Annotated in this window: 20 protein-coding genes; 15 read left to right on the top strand and 5 right to left on the bottom strand. The window is 71.9% G+C overall.

Going from position 1 to position 25,374, the window contains the following annotated elements; genetic code table 11:
- Positions 1 to 147: 147 nt before the first annotated feature.
- Complete coding sequence (locus J8N05_RS29990; protein WP_210888430.1) at positions 148 to 765, top strand: adenylosuccinate lyase; 618 nt, start codon at positions 148 to 150, stop codon at positions 763 to 765.
- A 571-nt stretch (positions 766 to 1,336) separates the two neighbouring features.
- On the opposite strand, the gene J8N05_RS29985 is transcribed toward J8N05_RS29990, so the two are convergent.
- A complete protein-coding gene (locus J8N05_RS29985; RefSeq protein WP_210888427.1) occupies positions 1,337 to 1,966 on the bottom strand; it encodes a response regulator in 630 nt (209 codons plus the stop codon).
- Between the two features lie 499 nt (positions 1,967 to 2,465).
- Between J8N05_RS29985 and J8N05_RS29980 the strand changes: the two genes are divergently transcribed.
- The gene (locus J8N05_RS29980; RefSeq protein ID WP_210888424.1) at positions 2,466 to 3,464 is read left to right on the top strand and encodes a PAS domain-containing sensor histidine kinase; all 999 of its coding nucleotides are present in this window, start codon (positions 2,466 to 2,468) and stop codon (positions 3,462 to 3,464) included.
- Here J8N05_RS29980 and J8N05_RS29975 read toward each other — a convergent pair.
- The 4 genes from J8N05_RS29975 to J8N05_RS29960 form a co-directional block, all read right to left on the bottom strand.
- Positions 3,445 to 4,020 carry a GNAT family N-acetyltransferase gene (locus tag J8N05_RS29975; RefSeq protein WP_247706554.1) on the bottom strand — a complete coding sequence of 192 codons (576 nt, stop codon included), beginning with the start codon at positions 4,018 to 4,020 and terminating at the stop codon, positions 3,445 to 3,447. The two genes, J8N05_RS29980 and J8N05_RS29975, sit on opposite strands and share 20 nt — an antisense overlap.
- The gene (locus J8N05_RS29970; RefSeq protein WP_210888421.1) at positions 4,017 to 4,415 is read right to left on the bottom strand and encodes a RidA family protein; all 399 of its coding nucleotides are present in this window, start codon (positions 4,413 to 4,415) and stop codon (positions 4,017 to 4,019) included. Before J8N05_RS29970 ends, J8N05_RS29975 begins: the two co-directional genes overlap by 4 nt.
- A 116-nt stretch (positions 4,416 to 4,531) precedes the next feature.
- Positions 4,532 to 6,115 carry an alpha/beta hydrolase gene (locus J8N05_RS29965; protein WP_210888417.1) on the bottom strand — a complete coding sequence of 528 codons (1,584 nt, stop codon included), beginning with the start codon at positions 6,113 to 6,115 and terminating at the stop codon, positions 4,532 to 4,534.
- Positions 6,116 to 6,362: 247 nt separating this feature from the next.
- Positions 6,363 to 7,403: an Rv2578c family radical SAM protein gene (locus J8N05_RS29960; protein WP_210888412.1), complete on the bottom strand. Its 1,041-nt coding sequence runs from the start codon at positions 7,401 to 7,403 to the stop codon at positions 6,363 to 6,365.
- A 150-nt stretch (positions 7,404 to 7,553) separates the two neighbouring features.
- Here J8N05_RS29960 and J8N05_RS29955 point away from each other — a divergent pair, with 150 nt between their 5' ends.
- From J8N05_RS29955 to J8N05_RS29895, 13 genes are all read left to right on the top strand, one after another.
- On the top strand, positions 7,554 to 7,997 hold the full coding sequence (locus J8N05_RS29955) for an SRPBCC family protein (RefSeq protein ID WP_210888409.1): 444 nt from the start codon (positions 7,554 to 7,556) through the stop codon (positions 7,995 to 7,997).
- Positions 7,998 to 8,219: 222 nt separating this feature from the next.
- On the top strand, positions 8,220 to 10,622 hold the full coding sequence (locus J8N05_RS29950) for an MFS transporter (RefSeq protein ID WP_210888406.1): 2,403 nt from the start codon (positions 8,220 to 8,222) through the stop codon (positions 10,620 to 10,622).
- Positions 10,623 to 11,198: 576 nt separating this feature from the next.
- The gene (locus J8N05_RS29945; RefSeq protein ID WP_210888403.1) at positions 11,199 to 13,643 is read left to right on the top strand and encodes an ATP-binding SpoIIE family protein phosphatase; all 2,445 of its coding nucleotides are present in this window, start codon (positions 11,199 to 11,201) and stop codon (positions 13,641 to 13,643) included.
- Positions 13,644 to 13,932: 289 nt separating this feature from the next.
- Entirely contained in the window at positions 13,933 to 14,661 is a 729-nt protein-coding gene (locus tag J8N05_RS29940; RefSeq protein ID WP_210888401.1) for a class I SAM-dependent methyltransferase, read from the top strand.
- A 132-nt stretch (positions 14,662 to 14,793) separates the two neighbouring features.
- Positions 14,794 to 16,653, top strand: a complete 1,860-nt coding sequence (locus tag J8N05_RS29935) for a glycoside hydrolase family 76 protein (protein ID WP_210888398.1) — start codon at positions 14,794 to 14,796, stop codon at positions 16,651 to 16,653.
- A gap of 80 nt (positions 16,654 to 16,733) precedes the next feature.
- Entirely contained in the window at positions 16,734 to 17,969 is a 1,236-nt protein-coding gene (locus tag J8N05_RS29930) for an NAD(P)/FAD-dependent oxidoreductase (protein WP_210888395.1), read from the top strand.
- Positions 17,966 to 18,274, top strand: coding sequence for a (2Fe-2S)-binding protein (locus J8N05_RS29925; RefSeq protein ID WP_210888392.1), 309 nt, complete (start codon positions 17,966 to 17,968; stop codon positions 18,272 to 18,274). The genes J8N05_RS29930 and J8N05_RS29925 overlap by 4 nt, the downstream gene beginning before the upstream one ends.
- Positions 18,267 to 19,661, top strand: coding sequence for an FAD-dependent oxidoreductase (locus J8N05_RS48000; protein WP_210888389.1), 1,395 nt, complete (start codon positions 18,267 to 18,269; stop codon positions 19,659 to 19,661). The genes J8N05_RS29925 and J8N05_RS48000 overlap by 8 nt, the downstream gene beginning before the upstream one ends.
- Before the next feature lie 63 nt (positions 19,662 to 19,724).
- Positions 19,725 to 20,642: a dihydrodipicolinate synthase family protein gene (locus J8N05_RS29915; RefSeq protein ID WP_210888385.1), complete on the top strand. Its 918-nt coding sequence runs from the start codon at positions 19,725 to 19,727 to the stop codon at positions 20,640 to 20,642.
- 36 nt (positions 20,643 to 20,678) lie between these two features.
- The gene (locus J8N05_RS29910) at positions 20,679 to 21,680 is read left to right on the top strand and encodes a proline racemase family protein (protein ID WP_210888383.1); all 1,002 of its coding nucleotides are present in this window, start codon (positions 20,679 to 20,681) and stop codon (positions 21,678 to 21,680) included.
- Positions 21,681 to 21,905: 225 nt separating this feature from the next.
- Entirely contained in the window at positions 21,906 to 22,583 is a 678-nt protein-coding gene (locus J8N05_RS29905) for a GntR family transcriptional regulator (RefSeq protein ID WP_210888381.1), read from the top strand.
- Between the two features lie 95 nt (positions 22,584 to 22,678).
- Positions 22,679 to 24,490: an immune inhibitor A domain-containing protein gene (locus J8N05_RS29900; RefSeq protein WP_282108175.1), complete on the top strand. Its 1,812-nt coding sequence runs from the start codon at positions 22,679 to 22,681 to the stop codon at positions 24,488 to 24,490.
- A gap of 46 nt (positions 24,491 to 24,536) precedes the next feature.
- Complete coding sequence (locus J8N05_RS29895; protein WP_210888377.1) at positions 24,537 to 25,373, top strand: M55 family metallopeptidase; 837 nt, start codon at positions 24,537 to 24,539, stop codon at positions 25,371 to 25,373.
- Position 25,374 lies beyond the last annotated feature (1 nt).

Raw genomic sequence — 25,374 nt, 5'->3', positions numbered from 1 at the left:
TCCCGCGGGGGCTGCGTCACCAGGCCACCACGGGCAGATCCACGAGTGGGTAACTCGCTCGATTGAGCTTAACCGGTGAGTAACGAGCGCGCCAGCCCGCCTTCCTGGCCGGTCCATGTGACCTGTGTCGCCGATAGTCTCTGCATCATGGACGAAGAGTTGCGATCGCTCACCCAGCGCTTACGGCAGGAGGCGGGCACGATGGCGTCCTTCACGTACGAACGACTGGCGGCGACCGGCGATCTCGACGAGCTGGCCGCCGTCCTCATCGCTCCCGAACAGCCGCTCTGGGCGCGGGAACTGGCCGCGTTCCGGCTCGGTGTCGCCGGCGACAGACGGGCCTTCGAGGCGCTCGTCCTGCTGCTCAACCACCGGGATCCGCAGCGGTGCGCCTCCGCCGCCTACGCCATGGCCCGGCTGGCGGATCCGCGTACCGCCCGGGCGGCGGCGGCCCTCGCCACCAACGAGTTGCGCGTCGCCTACGCCCTTCATCCGGTGCGGCTCCTGGTGGAACTGCGGGCGCCCGAGTCCGTGCCCGCGCTGATCACCACCCTGGCGCGGCGGTTCCGGCCGCACGATCCGTATCGGCGGGTCGCTCTCGCGTGTGTGGAGGGGCTGGGGGTGCTGGGGGACGAGCGGGCCCGGCCCGTGCTGAACGAGGCGCTGGTGCATCCGGAGTTGGCGGGGGCTGCGGCCGATGCGTTGCGGCGGCTGCCGGCTCAGAGGGTTCCGCCTGTTCCGCCGGTTCCGCGGGGGCGGAGTTAGCGGGGTGGGGGTGGGGTGCGTTTGGGGGCTGTTTGTGGCTGCGGGCCGGTGGGGGTTGGCCGCGCAGTTCCCCGCGCCCCTGACGGGCGTGGCGGCCCCTGGGAGGGCTTCCGCGGCGGTCTGCTGGAGGCCTGTGGCCCCGTCAGGGCGCGGGGCACTGCGCGGCCAGCCACGATGGACCTGCGGGTTCAGGACGGTCCTGGGCGGGGTGGTTTGTGGGGTGCGGGTCGGTGGGGGTGGGCCGCGCAGTTCCCCGCGTCCCTGGCGGGGTGGAGGGGTCGCCGGGGGTTCGCCCGGCGGGAGACGGGCGACCGGCAGGTGGACGAACTTCGCGGGATCCGAACTGCCGTCATCTCCGCGCATGTGGCCCGGGTCCTGCGCCCCGGCGGCCCCGGTCGTGCGACCGCCCGGCTGGGTGCGACATGGGATTCGGGAAGTCGCCCGGCAGCGGTCGATCGGCTCGTACCGTTGCCGTGGGAGGTCGCACATTTCGCACCATAAGCGACGGGCGTCCCGCCGGAAATCCCCCAGGCGGGGCGAACGGCCCCCTCAGATGGGCCGATTCACCCTTCTACGGCATCTCGCGCGGCAGGATCCCCAGCCGGGTGGCCGTCACCACCGCCTCCAGCTGACTGTGCGCGCGCAGCTTCACCAGGACGCTCTTCACATGCCCGCGTACCGTGTGCCGGCTGAGGACGAGCCGGTCCGCGATCGCCTTGAGGCCGTGTCCCTGGGCGAGCAGGACCAGCACCTCGTGCTCGCGGCGGGTCAGCCCGGCCCCGTTGCGCTGCCGCGGCGGCAGCCGGGCCGCCAGGGTCGACTCCTCCACGAGCAGCTTGCCGGTGGCCGTCGTGCGGATCGCGGTGAGGATGTCCCCGAAGGGGCTGTGCTTGGCGAGGAACGCCGAGGCGCCCGCCGTCACCGCCCGCGCGAGCTGGTCGGGGGTCGCGTCCGCGGTCAGGACCACCACCCGGGCCGAGGGATGGACCTTCTTCAGCAGCCGTGTGCCCTCGATACCGTCCGTGCCCGGCAGATGGATGTCCATCAGCACCACGGAGGGGGGCCGACGGGCCGCCTCCCGCAACGCCTCGTCGACCGTACCCACCGCGTCGCCGCAGTCCAGGTCCGGCTGTGCTCCGATGGCGATGGCCAGGGCGTCGGCCAGCGCGCGCTGGTCCTCGACCACGAGCACGCGGATCATCCCGGATCCTCCCCCTCCGGATGGCCGGCTCTCCCCGGGCCGGTGGTGGCGATGCGCTTTCGAGCGTAGTGCTGAAGGCCCCCGGCGGGTCCCGGCCGTAGCCGGGAATATGCCTCCCATGTCTGGCCCAACACCCGTCGCGCGGTAGAGAGTTGAAGAGGAACGCGCGGGGTGGTCGGTCTGCGGCCGGTCAGGCGGCAGGTGGCAGGGGGGCACCGGAAGGAGACCTGCGCGTTCCTCGTACCGCACCTGTCCGGGCCGACGGGGCGAGCCCCGCCGCGTCGGCCGACGCGCGCCTGATGTGCTGTGCGTACCGTCCGTCCGACCGTTTGCGGACGGGGGGCGTCGACGCTGTGGGGAAGCCGCGACGGGCGGCCGGTGAAAGGGGTCTCTCGGCCTCACCGCCGGGTGCCCGGCGGAAGGAAGCGGGGGGACATGAGAGGCACCGGTTCGCCGGACGGACCACTGGGGCGGCGAAGGGGGCGCGGGGACGAGCGCGATGGCTGACGACGGGCGTCAGGAGCTGTACGCGGCCATGACGCTGGCCGCGCCCGACGGCATCGTCGCGGTCGACGCCGACGGATGCGTGGGAGCGTGCAACCCGGCCGCGGCGGCGCTGCTGGAGCGGCCGGCCGACGAACTGATCGGCTCCGTGTTCGGCTTTCCGCTCGACGACGGGGAGTCCACCGAGGTCACGCTGGTCCTGCCGAACGGCCGCAACAAGGTCGTCGAGATGACGGTGGCCCTCGCCCGGTTCGACGGCCGGCGGCTGTACGTGGCCACCCTGCGCGACGGGACCCGACGGCAGCAGGCCGACCATGTGCTCCAGGCCGCGCTGGAGCACCAGAGCGTGGTCGTCGCGGTCGCCGCGCACCAGCTGCACAACCCGCTGGCCGCCCTGGGCGCCCTGGTGCACGTGCTCAGGGAGCCGCCGCCCGGACTGGCCGACGAGCGGCGCGCGGAGGTGGTCGAGCGGATCGCCGAACGCACGGCCCGCCTGCAGGCGCTGGTCCGCAAACTCCTCACCGCCGCGCGGCTCGACGGCGCCGGTCAGCAGGGTGTGCCGGAGCCGGTGCAGGTGTTGGGTTTCCTGCTGGACCAGTTCGCCGAGTCGGGCGGCGCCCGCGACGGACTGAGACTCGCCGTGCCGGCCCGGCTGGTGGCACGGGTCGACCGCGTGGGCTTCGCCGAGATCTTCGGCAACTACCTGGAGAACGCGCTCGCGTACGGCCGGGATCCCGTCGAGATCACCGCACGGGAAGCCGGCGGGCGCATCGAGCTCCGGGTCGCGGACCATGGCCCCGGTGTGCCGGAGTCGTTCGTTCCGCACCTCTTCGAGCGCTACCGCCGCGACCCCGCCACCGCGGCGGCCACCGAGGGCACCGGCCTCGGCCTGTGGATCGCCCGCAGCCTGGCCCGGGCCAACGGCGGCGACGCCTGGTACGAACCTGGCCGGCCGAACGGCGCGGTCTTCTGCGTCAGCCTTCCCAAGGGGTGACGCGGCCCTCCAGCGGCCGGGCGTACCGCACCTCCGGCACCTCGACGCCCTCGACCTCGTACGGCTCCTCGGTGCCGTCCGCCGTGAAACCGGCCCGTTCGTAGAAGCGGCGCGCGCCCGCGTTCTCCCGGAGGACCCAGAGCAGCATCCGGTCGTGCCCCGCGGCGGCGCACCGCTCGACCGACGCCCGCAACAGGGCGCGGCCCACCCCGCCCCCGGTCCGGCCGGGGTCGACGTAGATCGCGTACAGCTCGGCGTCCCCGGCACCCCCGGCCTCCTGAGCACGTGGTTCCCCGCCGCGGTAGGGCCCGTGGCAGGCCCAGCCGACGACCTGACCGGCCGACTCCGCGACGAGGTTCACCACGCCCGGTCCCGCCTGCTCGAAGTGGGCCCGCCGACGCGGGAGTTCGACCGCCACGTCGAGCCCGTCGAGGTACGCCTGGGGCATCAGCCCTTTGTACGCGCTCTGCCAGCCGCGTATCCGGATCTCCGCCACGCGGGGACAGTCGGACAGGGTCATCTCGCGGATGTGCGGCGGGGTATGGGTGCGGCTCATCCGGGCAGTATCGCGAACGCCTCTATCTCCATCAGGAACTCCGGGCGGACGAGGGCGGCGACCTGGACGGCGGAGGCGGCCGGGAGGCGGTCCTGCGGGATGTGCTCGGCCCGGGCCGCGCGGATGGCCGGCATGTGGGCCATGTCCGTGACGAAGTAGGTCAGTTTGACCACGTCGTCGAAGCCGGTGCCGGCCGCGGCGAGGCAGCGCCGCAGGTTCTCGAAGACCTGACGGGCCTGCGCCGCCGGATCGCCCTCGCCGACCACGTCTCCGGCCTCGTCGAGCGCCAACTGGCCCGAGACCGCGACGAAGCGGCCCGTGCCCATGACGACGTGCGCGTACGCGGCGGCGGGGGCGACGCCGTCGGGGGCGGTGATGCGGATCGGTCCGGTCATGGATCAATCCTGCACCACGGCACTGACAACGCCCCCGACCGGCCCCGATCAGCCCGACCGGCCCCGATCAGCCCGGACGGGGCCGGTCGGCAGGGACCGGCCCCGGTCGGTCGCTGCTAGCCCCGGAAGCCGATCAGGCCGTGCAGGGTCGCGCCGCGCGAGGCCGTGCCCGTGCCCGCCTTCGCGGTCAGCGGCTTGGGGTCGGGCAGCTTCGGGCACACCGCGTCGGCCTCGCCGTTCCCGCGCGGCACCCGGCCGTCGGTCAGATAGGCGGTCAGGTGCTTGTCCAGGCAGGTGTTCCCGCTCAGCGTGACACCGTGGTTGCCGCCGCCCTCCTCGACCACCAGGCTGGAGCCGCCCAGCAGGTGATGGACCGTGACACCGCCCTCGTACGGGGTGGCCGCGTCGTCCGTCGCCTGGAACAGCAGCACCGGCGGCACCGCGTCGTTGGAGACGTCCACGGGCTCGGCCGAGTCGGTGGGCCAGAACGCGCACGGGGCGTTGTACCAGGCGTTGCTCCAGGTCATGAAGGGCGCCTTCTTGTACACGTTCCAGTTGTCGTGGCGCCACTCGTCCCAGTCGCGCGGCCAGCCCGCGTCACGGCACTGCACCGAGGTGTAGACGCTGTAGCCGTTGTCGCCCGCGGTGTCGACGGCACCGAAGTTCTCGTACGCCTCGACCAGCGGATCGTCGTTCTTCGTCTTCACGTAGGCCGCGAACGCGTCGGCGAGATACGGCCAGTAGCCGTTGAAGTAGGCGCCGGGGGAGAAGGTGTCCTCCAGCTCCGAGGCGCCGACCGTCCCGTCCGCGGGCTTCTTCGCCAGCGCCGCCCGCATCGCGTACCAGGCCGCCTCGATCCGCTCCGGATCGGTGCCCAGCCCGTACGTGGCGTCGTGCTTGGCGACCCAGGCCATGAAGGCCCGGTGGCGGGAGTTGAACGCGTAGTCCTGGGCGATGTTGTCGTCGTACCAGACGCCGGTGGGATCGACGACGGAGTCCAGCACCATGCGCCGTACCCGCCCGGGGTGGAGCTTGGCGTAGACGGCGCCCAGGTAGGTGCCGTACGAGTACCCGAAGTAGTTGATCTTCCTGGCGCCCAGGGCGCCGCGGATCGCGTCCATGTCCTGGACCGCGCTCACCGTGTCGATGTACGGCAGCAGGTCCCCGTACTTGGTCGCGCAGGCCTTCGCGAAGGCCTCGACGCGGTCTAGGTTGGCCTCTTCGAGAGCGGGCGTCGTCGGCAGCGAGTCGGGGCGCACCGGCTTGAAGTGCCCCGGCCGGCAGTTCAGGGCGGGCCGGCTCGCGCCGACCCCGCGCGGGTCGAAGCCGATGACGTCGTACTGGGCCGCCACGTTCTTCGGCAGCGAGGCGGCGACGAATCCGGCGAGGGTCAGACCGCTGCCGCCGGGACCGCCCGGGTTCACCAGCAGGGGGCCCTGATAGGCCTTCTTGGAGGTGTGCGGGACCCGGGACAGCGCGAGCGTGATCTTCCGGCCCTGCGGGTTCGTGTGGTCGAGGGGCACCTTCAGGGACGCGCACTGGAGCGTCGGGTAGTTCTTGGTGCCGCACTTCTTCCAGGTGGGCCCGGCCGCCGGGACGGCGGGGCCCGCGGGGGCCGGGCTCGCGCCGGCCGGGACCGCGGTGATCATTCCGGCAACCACGGCGGCGGCACCGCACAGAGCGGCTGCGCGTCGGTTCACAATGAATCGCCTCACATCGATGTACCGGACAGGGGGCCGTGCACCTCACGGCCCTGGCCGTATCGTCCCGGGGCGGGCGCCCGGAAGGACCGCTTCTGCCGAGAGTTGACCCCATTGGGCCGCGGTTTACGGCCGGATGCCGGGCAAGGGGTGCCGGGCGGTGTGTGAGGGCCGGCTGTGCCGGTGTGTGAGGGCTGGTGGTGCCGGTGCGGTGGGGATGTCGGTGCAGGTGGGTGAGGAGCGCCGGTCACAGAAGGGTGAGCTGGGTGGGTCCCGGAGCGACCGGTTCGGGCACCGGGATCCTGCGGGGCATCCCCGCGCGCGTGGGGCCTATCCCGTACTCCTCGGCCAGCTCGTGCACCTGCCGGGTGATCCGCCGCTGGTACCACTTCGGGGCGTACGCGCCCTCGGCGTACAGCCGCTCGTACCGGCGCACCAGGTGCGGGTGGTGGTGTCCCAGCCAGCCCATGAACCACTCACGTGCCCCGGGCCGCAGATGCAGCACGAGCGGGGTCACCGAGGTCGCGCCGGACGCGGCGATCGCCCGTACGGTCGCGCGCAGTTGGTTGGGGTCGTCGCCGAGGAAGGGGATCACGGGGGCCATCAGGACCCCGCAGTCGATGCCGTGCGCGCTCAGGGTGCGGACGACGTCCAGGCGGCGCTCCGGGGCGGGCGTGCCCGGCTCCACGGTCCGCCACAGGTCGAGGTCGGTGAAGCCCACGGAGACGGAGATCCCCACCTCGGTGACGGCCGCCGCCTGCTTCAGGAGGTCCAGGTCGCGCAGGATCAGCGTGCCCTTCGTGAGGATGGAGAAGGGGTTCGCGTGGTCGCGCAGGGCCGCGATGATGCCGGGCATCAGCCGGTAGCGGCCCTCGGCGCGCTGGTAGCAGTCCACGTTGGTGCCCATCGCGATGTGGTCACCGAGCCAGCGCCGTGAGCCGAGCTGGCGCCGCAGCACCTCCGGGGCGTTCACCTTCACCACGATCTGGCTGTCGAAGCCGAGACCGGTGTCGAGGTCCAGATAACTGTGGGTCTTGCGGGCGAAACAGTAGACACACGCGTGCGTGCACCCCCGGTAGGGGTTGACCGTCCACTCGAAGGGCATGCGCGAGGCCCCCGGTACGCGGTTGACGATCGACCTGGCCCGGATCTCGTGGAAGGTGATCCCACGGAACTCGGGCGTGTCGAACGTCCGGGTGGTCACCGTCTCCGCGCCGAACAGCGCGGGGTTCGTGGGCTTGGCCGATGGATTCCCGCCGGACTCCACTGCGAGGTTCTCCCACCGCATGACGCCTCCTCGATAGCACTGACCACAGAATAGAACACATGTTCCCTTGATCGTGCGACCCCGTCGTTGCGGACCCCGATTTGGGCGGCTCGGCCGCCTGATGGTTGGCTGAGCGCTGACGCCCGAGATCCCGAGTGCTGGAGGAACGCAATGGCGCAGGTCGAGGCCACCACCGAGCGAGTCGTGACGGGTCAGCCGGACGACGTGTTCGACGCGCTGGCCGACTACAACGGCACGCGTTCGAAGCTCCTGAGCGAGCACTTCAGCGAGTACGAGGTCCGGGAGGGCGGTGACGGCGAGGGAACCGTCGTCCACTGGAAGCTCCAGGCCACCAGCAAGCGCATCCGCGACTGCCTGCTCGACGTGAGCGAGCCCACCGACGGCGAACTCGTCGAGAAGGACCGCAACTCCTCGATGGTCACCACCTGGCGGGTCACCCCGGCCGGCGAGGGCAGGTCGCGTGTCGTCGTCACCACCGTGTGGGACGGAGCCGGCGGCATCGGCGGGTTCTTCGAGCGGACCTTCGCGCCCAAGGGCCTCGGCCGCATCTACGACGAGGTGCTGGCGAAGCTCGCCGCCGAGGTGGAGAAGTAGCCCCCTGCGGCGACTCCCCGCCTTCCTGGGCCCCGCCGACTCGGGCGATTTTCACGCTCACCGTTTCGAGTGGTTTTCCGTACGCGCCCAGTTGTACGCCGTAGGGCTCCGACCGGCGAATACGTCCGCCGGAGCCCGTCCCAGGGCGACTCGTCGCGCTTGCTCCCAGATGTCGCACAATGCGAGAAATGGGCCCCGCAGGCGCGACGAGGGGAGCAGCACGTGGGCGGAACGGCTCTGGTGGAGAGCGGACGGGACGTTTCCTCTCCGGCCCCCGACACACCCCAAGCGCCGCCCGATCTCCCACAGTTGGAGACACTGAGCCCGCGCCGTGTACGCCTGGTCTTCTTCGCGCTCATGCTCGCGCTGCTCCTCGCGGCGCTGGAGCAGATGATCGTCGCCACCGCGCTCCCGAAGATCGTCGGAGAGCTGCACGGCCTGGACAAGATGTCCTGGGCGATCACCGCGTATCTGCTCACGTCGACCGTGGGACTGCCCGTCTACGGCAAGTTCGGCGATCTGTACGGCCGCAAGGGCGTCTTCCAGTTCGCCATCGTCGTCTTCGTCATCGGCTCCGCGCTGGCCGGATGGTCGCGCACGATGGACCAGTTGATCGCCTTCCGGGCCCTCCAGGGCGTCGGCGCCGGCGGCCTCATGATCGGTGTACAGGCCATCATCGCGGACGTCGTGCCGGCCCGGGAGCGGGCCCGCTTCATGGGGATGATCGGCGCCGCGTTCGGACTCGCCTCCGTCGCGGGCCCGTTGCTCGGCGGCTACTTCACCGACCATCTCTCCTGGCGCTGGTGCTTCTACATCAATGTCCCCTTCGGCCTGGTCACGCTCGCCGTCGTGGCCGTCGTCCTCGAACTGCCGAAGCCCACCGCCAGGCCCCGACTGGACGTCCTGGGCGCCCTGTTGCTCGCCGCCGCCTCCACCTGCCTCGTCCTGCTGACCAGTTGGGGCGGCACGGAGTACGCGTGGGGCTCGCGGGTCGTCCTGGGGCTCGCCGCGGGAGCCGTCGCCTCGACCGTGCTCTTCCTCGTCGCCGAGCACCGCGCGGCCGAACCCCTCATCCCGCTACGGCTGTTCCGCGACGGCGTCTTCAACATCACCGCCCTCGTGGGGGTGATCGTCGGCGTCGCCCTCTTCGGCGCGGCCAGCTATCTGCCCACGTACCTGCAGATGGTCGACGGCGCCAGCGCCACCGAGTCCGGCCTGCTCATGCTCCCCATGATGGGCGGCATCGTCGGCGCCTCGATCGTCTCGGGCCACCTCATCAGCCGCAGCGGCCGCTACAAGATCTATCCGATCCTCGGCGGCGCCCTGTCGGTCCTCGGCATGGGGCTGCTCTCACGGCTCGAAGCCGACACGCCCCGGCTGCACTACAGCGTGTGGATGGCCCTGCTCGGCGCCGGGATCGGCCTGGTCATGCCCGTGCTGATCCTCGCCGTGCAGAACTCCGTCCACCCGCACGACCTCGGTACCGCGACCAGCGCCAACAACTACTTCCGGCAGATCGGCGGCAGCGTCGGCGCGGCGGTCTTCGGCACGCTCTTCGCGAACCGGCTCGCCGACTCCCTCGCCGACCGGCTGCCCGCCGGGGCCGGCGTGCCCGACCCCGAGTCCATCACTCCGCAACTCGTCCACGCGCTGCCCGCCGCACTGCGCGACGGCTACATCGCGGCGTACACCGACGCGATGCCGCGGATCTTCCTCTACCTCGTGCCGGTGCTCGTCCTGGGCCTGCTCGTCGCCTTCTTCCTCAAGGAGAAACCCCTGGTGTCCCACCACACCCCCACCGCAGCCCCCGAGACCGCCGCGCCGGCCAACACCCCGCTGCCCGGCGCCCGTTCGTCGTACGCCGCCGGGATCCCCGTCTGCGGCACCGTGCAGCACCCCGACGGCACGGTCGTGCCGCGTGCCGCGCTCACCCTCATCGATGTCGCGGGGCAGCAGATCGGGCGGGGTGCGAGCGGCGAGGACGGCCGGTACGCGCTGTCGACGCCCGGATCGGGGTCGTACGTCCTGATCGCCGCGGCCGGCGGGCATCAGCCGCAGGCGGTCAGCGTCACCGTCGGCGAACGGCCCGTGGAACTGGACGTGGTCCTCGGCGGGGCGGGGCGGCTGGCCGGGAGCGTCGTCACGGCGGACGGGACGCCCGTGCGGGACGCGACCGTCACGCTCACCAACGTGCACGGGGAGGTCGTCGCCGCGACGCGCAGCGGGCGCGAGGGCGGCTATGTCATCACGGAGCTGGTGGCGGGGGAGTACACGCTGGCCGGGAGCGCTCCGGCCTTCCGCCCGGCCGCGCTGCCGGTCAGCGTGCAGGCCGCGCGCGAGACCCGGCAGGACGTCGAGCTCGCGGGCGGGGCGGTGCTGCGGGGGACCGTGCGGGCCAGTGGGGGGCGGCCGGTCGAGGACGCGCGGGTGACGCTGCTCGACGCGGCGGGGAACGTGGTGGACACGTTGACCACCGGGGGTGACGGGGCGTTCCGGTTCATCGACCTCTCGTCGGGCGAGTACACGGTGATCGCGGCGGGGTACCCGCCGGTGGCCACGGTTCTCCAGGTGGCGGGGGGCGGACGCACGGAACGCGACCTGCAACTGGGCCACGAGGACGACTGAGGGCGCGCCCTTCTTTGGGGGCGCGGGGAACGGCGCGACCGGCCCCCACCGGCCTGCGACCGACGGTCTGCCTGAGCCCCCCACCCACTCAGGGGCACGGGGAACGGCGTGGCCAGCCCCCACTCACCTAGGGGCGCGGGGAACTGCGCGACCGGCCCCCACCGGCCTGCGGTCGACGGTCTACCTGAGCCCCCACCTACCTAGGGGCGCGGGGAACTGCGCGGCCAGCCCCCACCGGTCCGCAGCCGAAAGATTGCGCCGTTCCCCGCGCCCCTTGGGGGGCTTGGGCAGTGCGTCGGCTGCACGCCCGTGGGGGCTGGCCGCGCCGTTCCCCGCGCCCCTGGGGTGGTGGGGGCTCGGCGAGTTTGTCGGGTGCGGGGCGGTGGGGGCTGGTCGCGGAGTTCCCCGCGCCCCTGGGCGGTGGGGGGCTCGGCGGGTCTATTGGGTGCGGGCCTGCGGGGGCGGTGTGCGCCGGAGGGAATTCGGGGAATGGCGCACATCGCCGTCGGACGCGGACGTACCGTGGTGGGAGTGGTGGCACAGATCTTGCGGACCGTGGGAGAGAGGGCCTGAGCCATGGACCGTGGCACCGAGAGGGCCGACCCTCCGCACGGGGTCGCCGCGGCAGGGCGGATTCCGCTGGCCGTGGTCGTCGTGGACCGCGAAGGACTGGTCTCGCACTGGAGCCGCGGCGCCCGCCGCCTCTTCGGCACCGCGAGGGAAGAAGCCGTGGGCCGCCCCGTCGCCGACCTGCTCCCGGTCTCCGGCGCGCTGCCCGAGGACGACGAGGCCGCCCCCTTCGGCGCGTACGCCGCGTACGACGGACTCGGCCCCGACCTCGAATCCTCCCTGGACGGACGGCTGTTCTACCCGGCCGCGGGCCGCGCACGGCTGACGGCCGCGGACAGCGACCGGATCGACGTCCTGTGGTGGGCGTATCCACTGGTGGGCCCGGGGGCCGAGCGCCTGCTGGTCCTCGCCGCCGACGCGGGCGCACTGCGTCCCGAGGACGCCGACGCGGCCGGCGCCGGCGCCGCCGTCGAGCGCATCGCGCCCGGGTTCGCGCTGCACACCGACTTCCCCGGCGCCGAGGACCTGGCACGCAGACTGCCCGAGATCCTGCCGAGCATGAGCGTGGGCGAAAGCGCCCGTATCGTCTCCCAGGTCCTCGAACTGGGCTACCCCGTCCTGGAGTTCAGCCAGAACGACCGCGTCCCCGTCACCCCCGACTGGGGTGTCCCGCGCCGCACCGAGCGCAAGGAGCGCCGACAGCGGGCCGCCGCCGCGGCCCTGTCGGGCGAACCCCTGCCGCAGGACGCCGAGGACGAGGCCGAGGACCTGGAGTTCGTGGCCGTACGGGAGCGGCTGGAGTTCCTGAACGAGGTCAGCGGACGCATCGGCACCTCGCTCGACCTGTCCCGCACCATCGTCGAGGTCAGCCGGGCCGTCGTCCCGCGCTTCACCGACGTGGCCGGGACGTATCTGCGCGAACAGGTCGTCGCCGGTGAGGGCTTCTCCGACGGCGTGCCCGACACGACCACCATGTGGCACCGGGTCGCGCTGGAGCACACGGACGAACCGGGCCGCTGGGACGACGTCGTGCCGGTCGGCGAGGCCATGCCGTTTCCCGCGCACACCCCGTTCTTCCAGTGCATGACCACCGGCGAACCCGTCCTCGTGCCCCGCATCAGCGAGCAGATGGGCCACATGATCGCCGCGCAGTTCGAGAAGCGCGACATCCGGCCCCTCATCACCGGCCGCTCCATGCTGGTCGTGCCCCTCAAGGCCCGTAACGTCGTCCTCGGCTTCATGATCCTTCTGCGGCACCCGGAGCGCGTCGAGTTCAACGACATGGACCGCGTCACCGGCGCCGAACTCGCCGCGCGTGCCGGGCTCGTGCTCGACAACGCCCGCATGTACACGTACCAGGAGAGTGTCGCCGAGACCCTCCAGGACAGCATGCTGCCGCACATCGCCCCGCGGATGTCCGGCTGTGACATCGCGACCCGCTATCTGCCGGGCACGCTGCTCGGGCGGGTCGGCGGCGACTGGTTCGATTCGGTGAAGCTGCCCGGCTCGCGCACCGCGCTCGTCGTCGGGGACGTCATGGGCCACGGGCTCAACTCGGCGGCGATGATGGGGCAGTTACGGACCGCCGTCCAGACCATGGCGGCCCTCGACCTGCCACCCGCCCAACTCCTGCGCAACCTCGACGACCTGGCGCAGCGACTCGGCGAGCACTACCTCGCGACCTGCCTGTACGCGATCTACGACCCCATCGCGAGCGAGCTGGAGATCGCCAACGCGGGGCACATCCCGCCCGTGCTGGTCCGCGCCGAGAACGGCCGCAGCGATCTGCTGGAACTGCCGACCGGCGCGCCCATCGGAGTCGGCGGGGTGCCCTTCGAGTCCGTACGCGTGCGGGTGGCGCCCGGCGACCGGCTCGTGATGTGCACCGACGGCCTGGTCGAGGTGCGCGGCGAGGACATCGGCGTCGGCCTCGCCACGCTCTGCGAGTCCGCGGCCCATCCGGCCGCCTCCATGGACGACGCCTGCGACACCATCATCCGGGCGCTCAACACCCGCGGTGGCCGCAAGGACGACGTGGCGCTCCTGATGGCCCGGCTCAACGGCATCGAGCCCGAGGACGTCGCGCAGTGGCGGATCGGGCACGATCCCCGGGAGGCCGGCCGGGCGCGTGCGGCGGTCCGTGAGCAACTCCATGTGTGGGGTCTCGGTTCCGTCGCCGACACCGCCGAGCTGCTGGTGAGCGAGCTGGTCACCAATGCCGTACGGCACTCCCACAGCCGGCCCATCGACCTCCGGCTGGTCCGGGGCGAGACCCTGCTGTGCGAGGTGGACGACGACGATCACACCCTGCCCACGTTGCTCAGCGCGGGGCGGCTCGACGAGTTCGGGCGCGGGATGCGGGTCGTGAGCACGTTGGCGCGTGAGTGGGGGACGAGTCGGACCGGCTCCGGCAAGACGGTGTGGTTCGAACTGACGTTGCCGCGGCGCTGAGCGCTGCGCTTTGGCGGCGCGGGGATGAGTCTGCGGGTCGGTGGGGGCTGGTCGCGCAGTTCCCCGCGCCCCCTTTGGGGCGCCCTGTGGGCGCAGCGCTGGTGTTGGCCGGTCGGCTGCAAGCGTAGAGGTGACTCTGCGGGTCGGTGGGGGCTGGTCGCGCCGTTCCCCGCGCCCCTTCGGGGCGCATGTGGGAGCGAATGAGCCGTGAAGGTGTGCGCCCTGTTCTTGTCGCTGTGCGCCCGGCGCGGTAGACCGGACTGCCCGTCACTTTTCCTGGGGAGCTGGCATGAGCGTGACTACTCGGTACAGGGAGGCCTGGGAGGGATTCTGGCGGGAGGCTCCCGCCGACCGGGGAGGCGTCTTCTGGGACGCCGAGCCCGCGCTCACCGTGGGCGTCCATCTCGGCCTGTTCGAGCCGCACTTGACCGCCCCCGGACTGCCCCTCGTGGACCTCGGCTGCGGCAACGGCACCCAGACGCGGTTCCTCGCCGACCGCTATCCGCGGGTCATCGGCGCCGATCTGTCGGCCGCGGCCCTCGACCACGCCCGGCTCGCGGACCCGGCGGGACAGGCCCACTACCGGATGGTCGACGCGGCGGAGCGCGCCGAGGCCGAGACGCTGCACGCCGAGATCGGCGACGCCAACGTCTACATGCGGGGTGTCCTGCACCAGTGCGAGCCCGCCGACCGGCAGTCGCTCGTCGACGGTCTGGCCACGCTCGTCGGTGACCGGGGCCGCGCCTTCCTCGTCGAACTGACCGAGGCGGCCGGCGGCATGCTGCGCGACCTCGCCCGGAGCCCCGGGGGGCCGCCCGCGAAACTCGCGCCCGTCCTGCGGCACGGCATCGCGCCCGGAGAGGTGGCCGACGCCGCCGTCCCGGAGTATCTGCGGGCGGCCGGTCTCGTGGTGGTGGCGAGCGGGGAACTGCCGCTCGTCACCATGGAGTTCCGGGCCGACGGCTCGCGGATCGAGCTGCCCTCCCTGTGGATGGTCGTGGGGCCCGGCCGAGGGTGACCGGAAGTCGTTCCAAGTCTCAGGGAAGTTCGGTCGTAGGGGTCGTTTGACATGGGCACGATCTAAACGGCGGTTCCCCGGCAGGCCGCCGCTGCCCTTCCGCGCACGGCTTCCCCAGAGAGGCGATACGTCATGGCGGCACGCCACCACCCCCTCGTCGGCGGACTCCTGGCCCTGTTCCTGGCCCTGACCGGTCTGATCGCTCTTCCGCCCGCCCCCGCCCATGCCGCGACACCGGTCTGCGCCCTGGTGTGCGACACGCTCGACCCCTCCAAGGCGCAGCAGGACACGTTCCCGGTACCGAACAGGACCATCAACGGCAGAACCCTGCGGCTGCACGTCTCCGACCCGGACAGCGCGGCCTGGGCGAGCATCGACAACGGCGTCGTGGGCGACGCGGTCTGGCTGGACCGTTCCTGGGACCGGGGCGCCACCTGGGACGGTCTGCTCGGCAAGGCGAGCGTCCCGGGTTCATGGACCGGCACCCGCACCCTCATGTACAACATCACCGACCCCGTCGCGCACCGGCGCGGCTGGATCCGCGCCTGCGGCGACGCCGCCGGGGTGACCTGCACCGACTGGGTGTACCCGAAGGTGTGCGACGGCACGGCCTGCGACGGCGCCGACCCCGCCACGGCGGCCGGCGACGACACCCCGGTGCCCGCCACCACACTCTTCGGCCGCACCATCAGCCTGCACGTCGACCAGCGCGGCGGTACGGCCTGGGGCGTCATCGTGGGAGGTGGCGCGGGCGACGAGATATGGCTGGACCGCTCCTGGGACGGCGGAGCGAGCCATCCCGAGGGCTCCTCCCTCGGCCGTACGAGCGTGTCCTCCGGGGCCACCTCCACCAGGACCGCCCTGTTCGCCACCCGGGACCCGCGCGGCCTGCTGTACGGCGGGGCGGTCCGCGCCTGCGGTCGCGAGGCCGCCCACCAGGAGGGCAGCTGCACGGCCTGGGCCAGGCCCGCACCGACCCGGGCACGCGGGGCGGCGGACGCGCTGATGGCCTCGTACCGGACCGATGAGGGCTGGTGGCGCAGCAGTTGGTGGAACTCCGCCGTCGCGCTCACGACGGTCGTCGAGTTCGCCGAGCAGAGCGGGCGGCACGACTACGACTGGGCGATCGCCCGCACCTACGAGCAGAACCGGGGCGTCTTCCCGGCAGGCGGGCGCAGCTCGGACCCGATCGAGGGGCACTTCATCAGCCGGGCCATCGACGACGCGGGCTGGTGGGCGGTGGCCTGGCTGACGGCGTACGACTACACGGGTGACCGGCGCTATCTGGAGGAAGCGGTCACCATCACGAACTACGTCCACCAGTACTGGGACACCGGCACCTGCGGCGGCGGTGTGTGGTGGGACCGGGAGCGCACCTACAAGAACGCCGTGACCAACGGGCTCTATCTGTGGCTCACCACCTCGCTGCACCAGCGGATCAGCGGTGACACGGTGTGGGGCGCCCGCGCGACCACGGCCGCGGACTGGTACCTCGCCAGCGGGATGATCAACTCCTCGGGTCTCGTCAACGACGGGATCACCTCGGGCTGCGCCAACAACGGCCAGACCGTGTGGAGTTACAACCAGGGACTCGCCATCGGCGCCTTCACACAGCTGTGGCGTTCGACGGGGAGCACCCGGTACCTGGACACGGCCAAGCGGCTGGCCGACACCGCGATCTCCTCGACGGCGCTGACCCGGGGCGGCGTACTGACCGAGTCCTGCGACATCGGCACGGCCTCCTGCGACGACAACCAGAAGCAGTTCAAGGGCATCTTCGTACGGCATCTCGCCGACCTCGCGGACGCCACGGGCTCGACCGCGTACAAGGCGTATGTCACCAAGCAGGCCGACTCCGTCTGGACGGCCGACCGGGACGCGCTCAACCGCCTCGGTCAGCGCTGGTCGGGGGCGGCGCCCAACGTCTCGGACTGGCGCACCCAGGCGAGCGCCCTGGAGGCGCTGACGGCCGCCGGACGACTGGCGGGCTGAGGGCGCGGGCTGCGGGGGTGAGATGGGGAGCGCTGCGAAGGGGGGTGTGCACGGACAGAGGTATGTGACATATTACTGAGGTGAGCAACTCGCTGACCTGCGATGTCGTGGTCGTCGGGGCCGGAATGGTAGGGGCGGCGACCGCCCTGTACGCGGCTCGGGCGGGGCTGAGTGTCGTCCTGGTGGACCGAGGTCCGGTGGCGGGCGGCACCACCGGCTCCGGCGAGGGCAACCTCCTCGTCTCCGACAAGGAACCCGGCCCCGAACTCGAACTCGCCCTGCTCTCGGGGAGATTGTGGGCCGACCTCGCCGCCGAGCCCGGCGTGGGCGAGTCCGTCGAGTACGAGGCCAAGGGCGGACTCGTCGTCGCCTCCACGCCCGAGGGTCTGGCGGCGCTGGAGAAGCTGGCTGTCGCACAGCGCTCGGCCGGGGTCCGGGCCGATTCCGTCGGCCCGGACCAACTCCACGACCACGAGCCGTACTTGGCGCACGGCCTCGCGGGCGGCGTGCTCTACCCGCAGGACGCCCAGGTGATGCCGACGCTCGCGGCGGCCCGACTCGTCCGGCTCGCCCGGACGGCCGGTGCCTCGCTGCGGACCGGCCGGACGGTCACGGACGTGCTGCGCACGGCGTCGGGGGCGGTGCGCGGTGTCCGTACCTCGCACGGCGACATCCACGCGCCCGCGGTCGTCAACGCGGCCGGGACCTGGGGCGGGGAACTGGCCGCGCTAGCCGGGGTGTCCCTGCCCGTACTGCCCCGGCGCGGCTTCGTCCTCGTCACCGAACCCCTGCCGCGCCGGGTGCGCCACAAGGTGTACGCGGCGGACTACGTGGCCGACGTGGCCAGCGACTCGGCGGCGCTGCAGACCTCCCCGGTGGTCGAGGGAACGGCGGCCGGCCCCGTACTGATTGGCGCCAGCCGGGAACGGGTCGGCTTCGACCGCTCCTTCTCGCTGCCCGTCACCCGGGAACTGGCGGCCGGCGCGACCCGGCTGTTCCCCTTCCTGACGGAGGTGCGGGCCATGCGCGCCTATCTCGGCTTCCGTCCGTACATGCCCGACCACCTGCCCGCCGTCGGGCCCGACGCGCGGGTGCCCGGCCTCTTCCACGCGTGCGGGCACGAGGGCGCGGGCATCGGACTCGCCACCGGTACCGGCCACTTGATCGCGCAGGTGCTGACGGGCAGGACACCCGACCTGGATCTCGCGCCGTTCCGCCCCGACCGTTTCCCCGATTCCGGTTCCGATCTCGATCCCGTAACCGGACCCGTAACTGATCCCGCACCCGCTCCCGATCCCGAGGAGTTCCGCTCGTGACGCCGCGTACTCCGCTGAGGCTGGTCCGGGCGCGGCCCGAACCGCCGTTCACCGTGACGTTCGACGAGCGGGAGCTGACCGTTCTCCCCGGTCAGACGATCGCCGCCGCCCTGTGGTCCGCGGGCGTCATGTCCTGGCGCACGACCCGGAGCAGCGGTGAGCCGCGCGGCGTCTTCTGCGGGATCGGAGTGTGCTTCGACTGTCTGCTGACCGTCAACGGGCGCCCCAACCAACGGGCCTGCCTGGTACGGGCGGAGCCGGGTGACGTGATCCGCACCCAGGAAGGGACCGGACGGCATGAGTGAACGACCCCGCCTCGCGGTGATCGGCGCCGGACCCGCCGGGCTCGTCGCCGCCCTCGCGGCCGCCGCGCGTGGTGTGGCGGTGACCCTGATCGACGCCGCCCCGGACGCCGGCGGCCAGTTCTACCGGCAGCCCGCCGCCGGACTCGGTGCCCGCCGCCCCGGCGCCCTGCACCACCAGTGGCGCACCTGGGAACGACTCCGCGACGGACTGGCGGCACAGGTCGGGGCGGGGCGGATCAGGCACCTGACGGAACATCATGTGTGGTGCGTGGAGCGGGAGTCCGCCTCCTTCGCCGTGCACGCCCTGCTCGGTCCTGAGCAGGAGGAGTCCGTCGTCGTCCGGGCCGACGCCGTGCTCCTCGCGACCGGCGGCTACGAGAAGGTGCTGCCGTTCCCCGGCTGGACCCTCCCCGGAGTCGTCACCGCGGGCGGGGCGCAGGCCATGCTGAAGAGCGGACTCGTGCTGCCAGGCCGTACCGTCGTGGTCGCCGGTACCGGGCCGCTGCTGATGCCCGTGGCCGTCGGACTGGCCGCGGCCGGGGCGAAGGTGGCCGCCCTCGTGGAATCCGCCGACCCCAAGGACTTCGTACGGCATGCGCGGGTCCTCGCCGCCCATCCGGACAAGCTCGCCGAAGGCGCGCGCTACGCAGCCGAGTTGGCGCGGTACCGGGTCAAGGTCCACGTCCGTCACGCCGTCGTCGCGGCGCACGGGACCGACCGCCTCGAAGCCGTCACCGTGGCAGCGCTCGACGCCGACGGACGGGTCAGGGCGGGCAGCGAACGGCGCGTTCCCTGCGACAGCCTCGCCGTGGGACACGGCATGCTGCCGCACACCGACCTCGCCGAGACGCTCGGCTGCCGCCTCGACGGGGTGAACGTCGCCGTGGACGACGAACAGCGCACCGACGTGCCGGGCGTCTGGGCCGCCGGTGAGACCACCGGGATCGGCGGCGCCGCGCTCTCGCTGGCCGAGGGCCGGATCGCGGGCCTGTCCATCGCGGCGCGGCTCGACTCCCGTGCGCCCGAGCCCGGTTCGTACGCCTCGGCCGCCAAGGCGCGCGCCGGGCTGCGGGAGTTCTTCACTGCCGTCGACAACGTCTGCACGCCGCCCGACCGTTGGGTGGAGCGGGTCGGCGACGACACCCTCGTGTGCCGTTGCGAGGAGGTGCCCGCCGCCGCGATTCGGGAAGCCGTCGACGAACTCGGCGCCGGAGACGTACGAACCGTGAAACTGCTGACCCGGGCCGGGATGGGCTGGTGCCAGGGCCGGATGTGCGGTGCCGCGGTGGCGGGTCTCGCGGGGTGCCCGCCGACACCGGCACGGCGGCCCTTCGCGCGGCCGGTGCCCCTCGGGGTGCTGGCGCGCGAGCCCGATGAAGCCTCGTGACCCACCCTCATGCCCCATGACTTCAAGGACCGGAATGACTTCAAGGATCGGACGGGAACCCTCATGACCGACACGATTGACACGACCGACCAGACCTCCGGCCGTCCCTGGCGCGGCGTCCTCGTCGCCACCGCCCTTCCGCTCAGGGACGACCTCTCCGTCGACCACGACGCGTACGCCGACCACTGCGCGTGGCTCGTCGCGAACGGCTGCGACGGTGTCGTACCGAACGGCTCGCTCGGTGAGTACCAGGTGCTGACCCCCGAGGAGCGCGCCAAGGTCGTGGAGACGGCCGTGGCGGCGATCGGCGGCTCGCGCGTCATGCCCGGCGTCGCCGCCTACGGCTCCGCCGAGGCCCGGCGCTGGGCCGAGCAGGCGCGCGACGCGGGCTGCGCCTCCGTGATGCTGCTGCCCCCGAACGCGTACCGGGCCGACGAGCGCTCGGTGCTCGCCCACTACGCGGAGGTCGCGAAGGCCGGCCTGCCGATCGTGGCGTACAACAACCCGATCGACACCAAGGTCGACCTGGTGCCCGAACTGCTTGCCGAGCTGCACGGCGAGGGGTACATCCACGGCGTCAAGGAGTTCTCCGGCGATGTGCGGCGCGCCTATCGCATCGCTGAACTCGCCCCGGATCTAGACCTGTTGATCGGGGCCGACGATGTACTGCTGGAGCTGGCCGTCGCCGGGGCCAAGGGCTGGGTCGCCGGCTATCCGAACGCACTGCCCGCCGCGTCCGTCGAGCTGTACCGCGCCGCCGTCCGGGGCGACCTCGACACCGCGCTGCCCCTCTACCGGCAACTCCATCCGCTGCTGCGCTGGGACTCCCAGGTCGAGTTCGTCCAGGCGATCAAGCTGTCGATGGACATCGTCGGCCGGTACGGCGGGCCGGTGCGTCCGCCGCGCGTGCCGTTGCGGGCCGACCAGGAGGCCGCCGTCCGCGCCGCCACGGAGAAGGCCGTGGCGGCCGGGCTCGTCTGAGGGGGAGAAGGAGCAAGGGAGAGAGGGAGGCAGTTCATGCGCAGCAAACTCGTCCTGCACGCCGTCGATTCGCACACCGAGGGCATGCCGACCCGGGTGATCACCGGTGGTATCGGCACGATTCCCGGCGCGACGATGAACGAGCGGCGGCTGTACTTCCGTGAACACCGCGACGACATCAAGCAGTTGCTGATGAACGAACCCCGCGGTCACTCGGCGATGAGCGGCGCGATCCTGCAGCCGTCCACCCGGCCCGACTGCGACTTCGGCGTCATCTACATCGAGGTGTCGGGCTATCTCCCGATGTGCGGGCACGGGACGATCGGGGTCGCGACCGTACTCGTGGAGACCGGCATGGTCGAGGTCGTCGAGCCGGTCACGACCATCCGGCTCGACACGCCCGCCGGGCTCGTCGTCGCCGAGGTCGCGGTGCGGGACGGGGCGGCGCGGTCCGTCACGCTCTGGAACGTGCCGTCCTTCGCCGTCGCCCTCGACCGGAAGATCGAGCTCGCGGACGGGCGGACGGTGACGTACGACCTCGCGTACGGCGGGAACTTCTACGCGATTCTCTCGCTCGACGAGTTCGGGCTGCCTTTCGACCGGGCTCGTAAGGACGACATCCTCGCCGCGGGGCTTTCGTTGATGGATGCCATCAATGCCGAGGGGGAGCCGGTTCATCCGGAGGATTCCAGCATCAGGGGCTGTCATCATGTGCACCTGGTCGCGCCCGGGTCGACGGCCCGGCATTCGCGCCACGCGATGGCGATTCATCCGGGGTGGTTCGACCGGTCGCCGTGCGGGACGGGGACGAGTGCGCGGATGGCGCAGCTGTACGCGCGGGGGGAACTGGGGCTGGAGACCGAGTTCTTGAACGAGTCGTTCATCGGGACGCGGTTCAGTGGGCGGTTGCACGGGGTCACCACGGTGGGTGGGGTGGCGGCTGTGTTGCCCAGCTTCACGGGGCGGGCGTGGGTCACCGGGACCGCTCAGTATCTTCTTGATCCTGAGGATCCGTTTCCGGCGGGGTTTGTGTTGTAGGCCGGGGGGTTGGGGGTTGGGGGGTGGTCCGGTGGGTTGGCCGGTGCGGCTCAAGGATTGCGCAGTTCCCCGCGCCCCTGAGGGGGTGCGGTGCGTCCCCGCGTGGGGCCGTGCGGCTTAAAGATTGCGCCGTTCCCCGCGCCCCTAAAAGCCAGCAGCGAAAGACCGCGCCGTTCCCCGCGCCCCTGAAGTATCTGAAGTACCTGAAACCCTAGGAGATCGTCCATGGTTGCCCAGCGTGTCGGCGGCCCTGCCCTTCCCGCTGTGGGGGGTAAGAAGCCCAGTTATCGGGAGCGGGTCGCGGATGCTTTGCGGGCTGCTCTCATCGCGGGGGAGCTGCGGCCCGGTGAGGTGCACTCCGCGCCCGCTCTCGCCGCCCGGTTCGGGGTGTCCGCCACCCCCGTGCGGGAGGCGCTGCTCGACCTCGCCAAGGAGGGGCTCGTCGACACCGTGCCCAACAAGGGGTTCCGGGTCACCGCCGTGTCCGAGAAGCAGCTGGACGAGTACACGCACATCCGCTCACTGATCGAGATCCCCACCACCGTGGGCCTCGCCGTCTCCGCGGCCCCCGCGGACCTGGCGGCGCTGCGGCCCGTCGCGCAGGAGATCGTCACGGCCGCGGCGGCCGGTGACCTCATCGCGTACGTCGAGGCCGACGTCCGCTTTCACCTCGGGCTGCTCGCTCTCGCGGGCAACGAGCACCTCGTCGAGGTCGTCGGCGACCTCCGCAAGCGCTCCCGGCTGTACGGACTGCACGCCCTCGTCGAGGCGGGGCGGCTGGAGGCCTCCGCCGAGGAGCACCTGGAGATCCTCGACGCGCTGGTCGCCCGCGACGAGGGGGCGGTACGTGCGGTCATGACGCGGCATCTCGGGCATGTACGGGGGTTGTGGGCGGCGGAGTGACCGTGACGGCGACACGCTGTCCGGCAGCGCGGACCGTGTGCTTCCTCATGCTCTCCTGAGTGCGGCTCTGGACCGGCGGCGCGAGGAGGACGCACATGAGTGGGTGGAGGCGTGGAGGGGTGGTGGCCGCGGCTGCGGCCGTGGCGCTGTCCGCCCCGGCCCCCGACGCCGCGGCACAGGCATGGGGGCTCCGCCCCCGAACCCCCGTTGCGCAGTTCCCCGCGCCCCTAAAAGAGGGGCGCGGGGAACTGCGCAGTCTTTTGGGGGCGCGGGGAACTGCGCGGCCGGCCACAGCGGACCCGCACCCGACGAAGCGCGCGCCCGTGCCGCCCCGCACGCCTGCCACCACGCGCCCGCACCTGGCAACCAGCGCTCAAGACAAGATCTTCGTGCTGCCCGTCGAGTTCGTCGACTACTCGCACAATCGGATCCCGAGACCCGACCGTTCCACGGACAACTCCACCGTCTGGACCGCCGACTACAGTCCCGCCTACTACCAGCGGCAGATCTTCGGCACGGCCGGTGGCGCGACCAGTGGCAAGGGCGGGTCCGGGGACACTCTCAAGGCCTACTACCAGCGGCAGTCCAGTGGCGCCTACACCATCACCGGTACCGTCCACGACTGGACGCGCGTGGGCCGGCCCCTCGCGCACTACGGCACCGACACCTGCAAGAAGCAGGGCAGGCCGATCTCGACGTACTACTGCAACCAGCAGCTCGTCACCGACGGGCTCGACCAGTGGTACGAGGACCAGCGCGCCAGCGGCCGGACCGTCGCCTCACTGCGGAAATACCTGTCCACGTACGACACTTGGGACCGTCACGACCACGACCGGGACGGGAACTTCGACGAACCCGACGGCTATCTCGACCGTGTGATGCTGATGTTCGCGGGGGAGTCGCAGGTCAACGGCGGTGGTGTCAACGGCTCCGACGCCATCGGCTCCCACCGCGGCACCGTCAGCCATCTGCAGACCGGCGCCGACAAACTGGGCCCGGCGGGCGGGAGCAAGGACGGGGGCAGCGAGGTCGGCGACTCCGGGATCTGGGTCGACGACTACACGATGACGAACGAGAACCGGGGCCTCGGCACCCTGGCCCACGAGTACGGGCACGACCTCGGCCTGCCCGACCTGTACGACACATCGGGCGCCGAGAACTCCACCGGCTTCTGGTCGGTCATGGCGCAGGGTTCGCTCCTCTCGGAGGACAGCGAACTCGCCGCCCATCCCGCCGACTTGGGCGCCTGGGCCCGGCTCCGGCTCGGCTGGCTCGACCATGTGACCGTCAAGGCCGGTGCCTCCTCCACCGTCACGCTCAACCCGCTGTCCGTGCCCTCGTCGACCGCCGGCCCGGAGGCCCTTCTGGTCAACCTGCCGGCCGACGCGGACGGCAACGCCCGCTACTACATCGTCGAGAACAGGCAGTACGTGGGGGAGGACAGGTTCCTCAAGTCATGTCCCTTCCAGTGGGGTTGGGCGCCCGGAAAGCCCCGGTTCAAGGAGCGGCTGCACTACGAGAGCGGTGTGCTCATCTGGTACTGGAACACCAAGTACCGCGACAACAAGACCCGGGCGAACGGCGGTTACGGCCGCATCCTGCCGATCGACGCCCACGCCGAACCCGCCCGGGCCGCCTCCGGCGCCGTGATCAGGGGACGCCTCCAGTCGTACGACGCGCCCTTCGGGCTGCGGCCCACCTCGCCGCTCGTCTTCCACCAGGGCGGAGTGCGCACGGTGATCCCGGCCCGGCCCGCCGTCCCGGTCTTCGACGACCTCAAGGGGGTCCACCACTACGACGCCGCGCCCTACGCGTCCAGCCATGACGCCGACTCCGGCACCACCATCACCGTGGACGAGGAACATGCCGACGGCCGAGTGAAGGTTTCGGTCGGTTCGACCGGCTGACCGCCCGGGCCTGTGGAGCGCATCGCGACTGCGATACAACTGGAGCATGGTAAAGATCCTCATCAGTGCCGACATGGAGGGCGCCACCGGGGTGACCTGGCCGGCCGACGTGGAGCCGGGCGCACCCGAGTGGGAGCGGTGCCGTTCGATGTTCACCTCGGACGTCAACGCCGCGGTCCTCGGCTTCTTCGACGGCGGCGCCGACGAGGTCCTCATCAACGAGGCCCACTCGACCATGCGCAATCTGCTCCTGGAGCAACTGGACGAACGGGCCGAGATGCTCACCGGGCGGCACAAATCGCTCTCCATGGTCGAGGGCGTGCAGCACGGCGACGTCGACGGCATCGCCTTCGTCGGCTACCACGCGGGCGCCGGCATGGAGGGCGTCCTCGCCCACACCTACCTCGCCAACTCGATCACCGGCGTGTGGGTGAACGACGAGCGCGCCAGCGAGGGCCTGCTCAACGCGCACGTCGTCGCCGAGTACGGAGTCCCCGTCGTGCTGGTCACCGGCGACGACGTGGCCTGCGAGGACGCGCTCGGCTACGCGCCCGAGGCCCTGAAGGTCGCCGTCAAGGACCATGTCTCGCGGTACGCGGCCGTGTGCCGCACCCCGGCCCGTACGGCGGCGGACATCCGGTCGGCGGCCAAGGAGGCGGCACGCCTCGCGGTGCGGCACGAGCCCCACCGGGCGGGCCCCTTCACGGTGGCCCTGGAGTTCGACGCCGAGCACCTGGCCCTGTCGGCCACCGTCGTCCCGGGCGTCGAGCGGACCGGGGAACGCAAGGTGGCATACACCAGCGCCACGATGTACGAGGGCATCCGGACCTTCAAGGCGGTCACCACGATCGTCTCGGCTGCCGTGGAGGAGAACTATGGCTGAC

This window comes from Streptomyces liliiviolaceus (assembly GCF_018070025.1).
Lineage (GTDB): Bacteria > Actinomycetota > Actinomycetes > Streptomycetales > Streptomycetaceae > Streptomyces > Streptomyces liliiviolaceus.
This window is presented reverse-complemented; position numbering and strand designations above follow the sequence as displayed.

What these genes read in the sequence shown, in the direction of transcription:
- J8N05_RS29990 (WP_210888430.1), top strand. Translation starts at nt 148, where the DNA reads ATGGACGAAGAGTTGCGATCGCTCACCCAGCGCTTACGGCAGGAGGCG.
- J8N05_RS29985 (WP_210888427.1), bottom strand. Translation starts at nt 1,966, where the DNA reads ATGATCCGCGTGCTCGTGGTCGAGGACCAGCGCGCGCTGGCCGACGCC.
- J8N05_RS29980 (WP_210888424.1), top strand. Translation starts at nt 2,466, where the DNA reads ATGGCTGACGACGGGCGTCAGGAGCTGTACGCGGCCATGACGCTGGCC.
- J8N05_RS29975 (WP_247706554.1), bottom strand. Translation starts at nt 4,020, where the DNA reads ATGAGCCGCACCCATACCCCGCCGCACATCCGCGAGATGACCCTGTCC.
- J8N05_RS29970 (WP_210888421.1), bottom strand. Translation starts at nt 4,415, where the DNA reads ATGACCGGACCGATCCGCATCACCGCCCCCGACGGCGTCGCCCCCGCC.
- J8N05_RS29960 (WP_210888412.1), bottom strand. Translation starts at nt 7,403, where the DNA reads ATGCGGTGGGAGAACCTCGCAGTGGAGTCCGGCGGGAATCCATCGGCC.
- J8N05_RS29955 (WP_210888409.1), top strand. Translation starts at nt 7,554, where the DNA reads ATGGCGCAGGTCGAGGCCACCACCGAGCGAGTCGTGACGGGTCAGCCG.
- J8N05_RS29945 (WP_210888403.1), top strand. Translation starts at nt 11,199, where the DNA reads ATGGACCGTGGCACCGAGAGGGCCGACCCTCCGCACGGGGTCGCCGCG.
- J8N05_RS29940 (WP_210888401.1), top strand. Translation starts at nt 13,933, where the DNA reads ATGAGCGTGACTACTCGGTACAGGGAGGCCTGGGAGGGATTCTGGCGG.
- J8N05_RS29935 (WP_210888398.1), top strand. Translation starts at nt 14,794, where the DNA reads ATGGCGGCACGCCACCACCCCCTCGTCGGCGGACTCCTGGCCCTGTTC.
- J8N05_RS48000 (WP_210888389.1), top strand. Translation starts at nt 18,267, where the DNA reads ATGAGTGAACGACCCCGCCTCGCGGTGATCGGCGCCGGACCCGCCGGG.
- J8N05_RS29915 (WP_210888385.1), top strand. Translation starts at nt 19,725, where the DNA reads ATGACCGACACGATTGACACGACCGACCAGACCTCCGGCCGTCCCTGG.
- J8N05_RS29910 (WP_210888383.1), top strand. Translation starts at nt 20,679, where the DNA reads ATGCGCAGCAAACTCGTCCTGCACGCCGTCGATTCGCACACCGAGGGC.
- J8N05_RS29905 (WP_210888381.1), top strand. Translation starts at nt 21,906, where the DNA reads ATGGTTGCCCAGCGTGTCGGCGGCCCTGCCCTTCCCGCTGTGGGGGGT.
- J8N05_RS29900 (WP_282108175.1), top strand. Translation starts at nt 22,679, where the DNA reads ATGAGTGGGTGGAGGCGTGGAGGGGTGGTGGCCGCGGCTGCGGCCGTG.
- J8N05_RS29895 (WP_210888377.1), top strand. Translation starts at nt 24,537, where the DNA reads ATGGTAAAGATCCTCATCAGTGCCGACATGGAGGGCGCCACCGGGGTG.